This is a genomic window from Hydrogenovibrio sp. (assembly GCF_049975065.1).
In the GTDB taxonomy this organism is placed as follows: Bacteria; Pseudomonadota; Gammaproteobacteria; order Thiomicrospirales; family Thiomicrospiraceae; genus Hydrogenovibrio.
Map to the genome: position 1 here is coordinate 1 of NZ_JBNGDN010000102.1, position 6,704 is coordinate 6,704.

The window sequence follows — 6,704 nt, forward strand, 5'->3', positions numbered from 1 at the left end:
CCTTCCTTGCCCAAATTCGACAACTGATACTGATCCACCACTTGTTTGAGCAAAAACGCCGACAAGCCTTCATCCATTGGCGTGTTCAGCAAATCCGTTTGACGCGCCTGGCGCGGGTCGTATTCGGGAATCATCGACCAATTAAACGGCAGGCCGCGGCTATTGAGCCGGACTTTCAAAAAGCCATCCTCCAGCCGAACGTCCAAGCGAAGCACCTGTGAATCGGTGTCGGTTTCGTCCAGCGAAAACTGTAAAACCGTGGTCACCAATTCTTCCAGCGCCAGCTCCAGCTTAAACCGCTGCGCCGTCGGGAAGCCATGGCGTCCGGCAAATTCAGTCAAGGTCGCCTGAATGGTGAGCAAACTGTCCAAACAGGCGGGCAATTCCAATTTTAACCAGGCCTGCTTCGAGGGCAATAAGACACTTTCAGCCATCAAACATTCGACTCCGCACGGCGATCCACCACCCGCAGCAATTTTCCGGTCCTCGGATTAGTATGCATGGCTTGCAGACCGATCCATTCCACCTCAAACGGATGCAATAGGTTTTGCCCCACTAAATCCGGATAAAGCGTACGTTGCCGGTAAAACTCATCCCGCACCTGTAATCCGTGTTCATTTGTCATCCCCTCGGGTTCGGCCACCGCCAAACGCAAACGGCCTCTGTCTTTCTGATCGGCATGCTCCACCACCAACTGGAAACTGATCACTTGTTGCGGCAAGGAAACCCCATCCAAAATTTTCTGGATGTCTTCGATGTACACACTCACCGGCCCGATACGCGCCCCTTCCTGACTGCGCCCCAACAAACGAAAACGCCGCGCCGGTGTGCCGGGTTCATCCAACCATTCCGCGCGATCACCGACCGGGTAACGCACCACCGGCATCAAACGGCGATTCAAATTGGTCATATACAGATAACCGGCTTGGCCTGGTGACTCGATCGGCAGCAAGTCATCATCAAGCAATTCCACCTGAGTGTGTCCATCAAACATCCGGTGTACACCGAGTTCGCAGTTATGATCAACAAAACCCAATTCGCCGTAATCCACACCGGCCACTCCGATGGACTCGACTCGACAACCGGGCAACACGCTTTGCACCGCCGCAACCTGGTCAGCCTGCATGGGTTCGCCCCCATAAATAACACGCTTGATCGTCCGTTTTTCCGGTGGCATTTTGGCCAATGATGGCAGCAATTTCATCATGGTCGTCGGCACCACGGCCAGGGTTTCAATCTTGAAAAATTCAATCGTTTTCAACATTTCTTCTTCACTGGCCATGCCGGACACCGGAAACTGCACCCCGATCCCGGCCTCTTCCATGCTGCGGGCGATGAACATAAAGGAGGCGTACAACTGACCACCGTAAAACAGGTTCGCCACCCGCTCATCCGAGCGCATTCCGGCACGCTTCAAGCCGTCGCCAAAAGCTTGACAGAAAGCTCGCCAGTCATCATACGAAAAATACGAATATTTCGGATTGCCCGTGGTGCCGCCACTTTTGAACACCACCGTTTCTGCCAGGCCTGCAGTCAGTACGCGATTATTTTCAAACAGGTTCGCTTCCCAAAAGGCTTTGGAATCCACCACCGGCAAATCGGCCAGTGCAATCGGCTGACTGGCATCTGGCCAAGCGTCCTGCCACAATTCGCGATAATACTGTGAATGCTGGCGCACAAAGCGCAAATGCGCTAACAGGCGTTCTGAAAAAGAGGCAAGCTCTGTCGTTTGCTGCGGGTTGTGTTGTGTTTCAGACATAATCCTTCCTTATCGATAATCGCACACTGGGCGAATTTTGCCGCTGGCGCGCACTGTGTCCATTTGTTCGCGTGGCATCAACGCCACCGACACTTCCGTGCCCAAACCGGCCTCAATCATATAGCTGAGCACCTCATAATCGGCCACCAGACGGTTTCGAACCGCCTCCGCTTCCAGACCGGCGTCGTCAAGCAAACAGACGCGAATTTCGTTTTTCTGGTGACTCGGGTGAATCTGAACCTGCACCGGTCCGATGTAATCAAAACGCTGTTCCAGAATGCGCACAAATTCACGGTAATTCAAAAAGGGACCACCCGCCTTGAAAAAGTCGCCGGTGCGACCCGTCAGTTCAAACTTGGGTTCCGTGCGTCCACAGGCACAGGGTTCGGTGATCCAGCGGCCGGTATCGCCGATTTCATAACGCTCAATCTTCGGCTTGATCCGATCTTTCGGGGTAAAGACCAGTCGCCCGATCTCGCCTTCCGGCACCGGTTCATCCGAATCCATCGCCACAATTTCCAGCGACTTGGCGGCCGACAGCAAATGGTGTTCCGTGCCTTCACACGCCCAGCATTGATACCCCATGGGGCCAATGTCGTTGGAACCATAGGCGGCTGAACGCACCACCGTCACCCCATGTGCCTTTAAAAACGCCACTTGAGAGGCGGTCATGAGTTCGCCGCCGTAAAACACTTTTTTCAAGGAACCGTTTTTCAACCGCTCGCCACCGCGCTCAAACAGCGCAATGGCAAACGACGGCGGAGCGACCATCGCGGTGGCGTCAAAGCGCTGGATGACGTCAATCACTTCATCGTAATAATCGCCGATGCCCATCGGCAGCTGCGGCACGCGCAGGGTTTCCAGAATCGTCCAGAAACTGATAAAACTGCCGTACATCTGTCCAGCCGCAAACAGGTTGATGACCCGGTCGCGCTCCGGATCCAAACCAGCGGCCACGATGCCATGGGCGGCAAAGCGCATTTGCAGATGGTAATCATCCCAGGTGAACTTCGACCAGACCGGTGCCCCGCTGGAACCGCCGCTGCGAAACACCAGGTCTGGCTGTTCAAAGGCCTCGGCCAAGGCGCGAAACTCGGGCTTGCCGGTAATAGGGGTCTCCGGCGTCGCGGCTGGACGTTCGACGGGAGACGTCTCCAGTTCGGCCAAACGGCCGACGCCGCTTTTCGCCAACAGCTGTGCCGGGGCATCCACCGTCACTCGGCGGGTAAACCGCTGCAAGGCATAAACGCCGTCGTGCGGCGCACCCTGATAACCGCCCATCATTTCTCCCGGGCGGGCAATGCGTGTCACGCCGGAACCCAGCAGATAACGGGTGACTTCCGTCAAGGAACCCTGCCCGCACGCCAAGCCACACGACTGCAACCAGGCACGCATCGGGCGCAACAGCATCGGAATCTGCCGACGTTCAATCGGTCGAATCCATAAGGTACGATACAAGGGCGACGGTGTCAGGCCCGGGCGTTCATCCAACAACAACCGCCAGGGCGATTTGTCAGTATCCGATTCCCACACTTGTGTCACCCCAAACGCCTGCTCGGCTTTGGCAATGGTGGTCACGGTGGTGATTTCCGCCTGTTCCGCCAGGCCGGGTATTTTCGTGGGCAAGGTGTGCGCCTTGGCTTTCAGCGCCGCAGCCAGGTCTTCCGCCACTTGGTTCAAGCGGGCGCGATCGCCCTCCACCCACAAAGACTGTGGACTGGAGCAGGCCTGCTGGTCCAGCCGACACATATCCAGCATCGTGCCCTCAATCGCCTGCTGATAGGCCGCTTCGTCCGCAAACAGATCCTCAGCAAAATAGTTAAAAGAAATTTTATGCCCCCAGGCAATCACGCGCGTGCCTTCGCCGGTCATGTCGCGCACGGCGGCGACCGCCTTTTCCCCACCCCAGACGGACACCGCATCCGACTGATCGAAAAAGGTTTGCAATAAGTCCTGATCGGACGACGACACATGCACCACCGCCACATACTGCTGCAAACGTCCGCCCGGGTCGGCCTGACAAAGAGCCTCGGCAAACAGCGCGGCAAACGCCGAATCGCGCGCGCTGAGCTTGACCACATTCAGATTGCCCGCCAGCAACGACTCCACCAGCCCCAGCGCGGCCACCAGAAACACATTCGCCGGCATGACGTGCGTCACCAACCCAACCGGGTACCAGGCTTCAAATTGCCGGTCGGGATAACGACGCTCCAAATCACCAGGCCTGGCGGTTCCCAGTTCGCTGAGCAGTTTTTTCTGCAAAGTAGCCTTTTGCAAATCCGACGGCATGGCGCGAATCATGTCACGCGCTTCCTGCGCATCCATATCCGTTGCGACCGCCGCCACCAAGCTGTCAAACAAAGGCGAGTCGGTGCTGAGATCCGCCGCCACCCGTTCGCAGGCCTGGTAAAAATCGTCATACGGAAAAGGCGCGTCCAACGCCGCCTGAACCACGTCCGGCAACTGAGCCGCCTTGTCCGCCAACTGGGCGTGATCGAGCCACGCCCCAAACCAAAAATGCTGTGCCATCTTCTGTTTTATCCCCGTTTTTTTGTCGTCTTAGTCGTCTTGATCGCCTTAACCGTTTTGATTACGTCCGATCATCACCGTTCACTTCAACATTTCCGCAGCGGCCACCGCGCAACTCTTGTTGGCCGATACCCCGGCGCGCCCCAGTATTTCAAACCAAGGCGTCGGCGGTTCTTCGGCATCCGCCAGATCCGGCTCGTGCCAGACCGCCATATCGCCCATCACAATACTGTGCGCGGGCACAGAGGTAATATAAGGCGACACAAACGACAAAAACCCTGGTTCACCAGGCGGTAAAGGTTGCAGGGTTTTCACATCCCGAATCACCACCCGCGACCAGATCGGTTGATGCAAACGGTGCTGACGCGAGGTGACGTAAGGAATGCTGTGCTCCACCGAGCCGAAACTCTCAATCACCGACGTCTCAGGAATGCCCAGCCAGTGCGCAATCTGGGCACGCATGTCTTCACGGGAAATGGCCTGATCGGCATGGCCTTTCCAGCCACCGCCGAACATCACCCAACTGCCTTCCGGCAGCCGCAGCGGCGCTTCGTTCATGGACGCCATGCGTTGCAGAATAAAATGCAAAAACGCCGGAAAACCGATGATCCGCACAGGGGTATCGCCCTGCGCCCATTGCTTGAGTTTGTTGATGGCACCGAAACCGTCAAACTGATGCCCTTCCGCACCCAGATAGCGCAGCGTCCAGAACTGATCCGCCACCGGTGCAAACTGCATCAGAAACTGGTTGGTGTTGGAGGTACCGACCTTCAGCCCTTCATAGGGTTCATAGGCGTTGACCAGATAATGCGCGGGTTGATCGGACATGACCCCGCGCTGCTCCATAATGCGCAGCACCATGTCACGGGCGTGACCCAAAGTGAATTCATCAAAAAACATCTGACTTTTCTGCCCGGTGGTGCCGGAAGAGGTGAGGGTTTTCAACTGCCCCTGGTCGGGCAGAGACAACACCTGATTGCGTTTGAAGAAATTGGCGTGAATCGGCGGCAAGGCCAGCACATCGTCCATCGTTTGAATCTCGGCGGCTTCCACCCCGTTTAATTCGGAAAAACGCCGATACCAAGGGCTTTGCTGCTGATGCCAAAGCGTAATATCGCGCATGGCGTCGATAAAATCGTCGTCCGTCTGCGCATTGGGCAAATAAGGCTCGCGCCGCTCGCAAAAGGCTTTCACCCGCTGCGGCAACTCAGGAATCCGATCCGACTCCGGTTCACTGTACATAAAAAACTCCTTAACGGCTGCAAATATAGGACAGCTAATTCACTATTTAAACACAAACCGTCACAGAAATTTACCCTCCTTGAATTCAATCCTCTATGGCTCACATCAGGCGATGCGGTCGATGAGATCCCCCGCTGAGGCGGCTTTGATAAAATCCACTTCATTATCCAAGGCCTGAAAATGGGCACGGCCGCATTGGATTTTGTCGTTTTCGCTCTGGCGCAAGTCCTCCGACAACAGGCTGCTTTTTGTTTCAACAACAAAGTACAGTTTTTCTTTACCATCTTGTTCTATAAGAACTGTCCAGTCAGGGTTGTACGACCCTAATGGCGTGTCGATTTTAAACCAGCTTGGTAATTTTGTGTAAAGCTTCACATCTTCATTTTGTTCCAGTCCTGTGGCAAAAGCGGATTCGGTATTGGAGTCGTAGACAATATGACTGTAAACACTCTTATCCACTTCCATCATATTCTGCTCCAAATAGCCTTTCAGTTCTTCTTCTAAGAATAACTCTTGGGCATAGAAGCTTTGATCACCGATTTTTTGATAGCTAATACCATCGACCAGCGCATGCATTTTTTTACGTTGGATAATTTCCAATGCTTTTTCGGTGAATTTTTGTGGATTCTTGGCAAAGTCTTTTAGGCGACCGCTTTCCGTTAAAATTCTGGCCAAGGTTTTTCGAGTTAGCTGGGTTTTGTTCTGCAAATAGGTCAATACATCTGGCAAAGATTGGTATTGAGCATCGTGGGTTTGAGTGGTTTCTTTAATGCCTGTTACGCCAACACCACTACGATCAATGGTAATTTCAGCCAACCCTGTTTTAAATTTGGGTTTGGCAATGACCATATTCACCTGCATCTCATGAACGCAGTCGGCCACCAGTTTTGACAGATCAAAATTCACCTGATAAACGGTTTTGTACTTAATGCGCTCCCACAAAGCGTTAAATTCCGCCCCCAGAATAACTTCTTTTTTCGGAGTCGCCGTATGGGTTTGTCGGGCATCCTTCACATCCAAACCGCCCGCCACTTTTTTCAGAATACGCTCAATGTCTGTTTGAATCGGTTCAAATTCGGTTGGCAGTGTCAACGTATCGTGTTTTAAAGCGAGTTTTAACGCATCTTGAACCTTACCGTTTTTATCAATCAACTGTCCCGATTTTAAATACTCC

Annotated in this window: 5 protein-coding genes; all 5 read right to left on the reverse strand. The window is 54.0% G+C overall.

Annotated elements, in window-relative coordinates:
• Positions 1–434, reverse strand: a 434-nt coding sequence (locus ACP5D0_RS09560) for an ATP-binding protein (RefSeq protein WP_472365537.1), incomplete at its 3' end; no start/stop codon positions are given.
• Entirely contained in the window at positions 434–1,759 is a 1,326-nt protein-coding gene (locus ACP5D0_RS09565) for a phenylacetate--CoA ligase family protein (RefSeq protein ID WP_472365538.1), read from the reverse strand. The genes ACP5D0_RS09560 and ACP5D0_RS09565, both read right to left, overlap by 1 nt.
• Positions 1,760–1,768: 9 nt before the next feature.
• Complete coding sequence (locus ACP5D0_RS09570; protein WP_472365539.1) at positions 1,769–4,288, reverse strand: aldehyde dehydrogenase family protein; 2,520 nt, start codon at positions 4,286–4,288, stop codon at positions 1,769–1,771.
• An 81-nt stretch (positions 4,289–4,369) separates the two neighbouring features.
• Positions 4,370–5,530, reverse strand: a complete 1,161-nt coding sequence (locus ACP5D0_RS09575) for a LuxE/PaaK family acyltransferase (protein ID WP_472365540.1) — start codon at positions 5,528–5,530, stop codon at positions 4,370–4,372.
• A 105-nt stretch (positions 5,531–5,635) separates the two neighbouring features.
• Positions 5,636–6,704: restriction endonuclease (locus ACP5D0_RS09580; RefSeq protein ID WP_472365541.1), on the reverse strand; the 1,069-nt coding region annotated here is incomplete at its 5' end.

Excerpts from the sequence above, each read along its gene's own strand:
- ACP5D0_RS09565 (WP_472365538.1), bottom strand. The coding sequence starts at position 1,759 with ATGTCTGAAACACAACACAACCCGCAGCAAACGACAGAGCTTGCCTCT.
- ACP5D0_RS09570 (WP_472365539.1), bottom strand. The coding sequence starts at position 4,288 with ATGGCACAGCATTTTTGGTTTGGGGCGTGGCTCGATCACGCCCAGTTG.
- ACP5D0_RS09575 (WP_472365540.1), bottom strand. The coding sequence starts at position 5,530 with ATGTACAGTGAACCGGAGTCGGATCGGATTCCTGAGTTGCCGCAGCGG.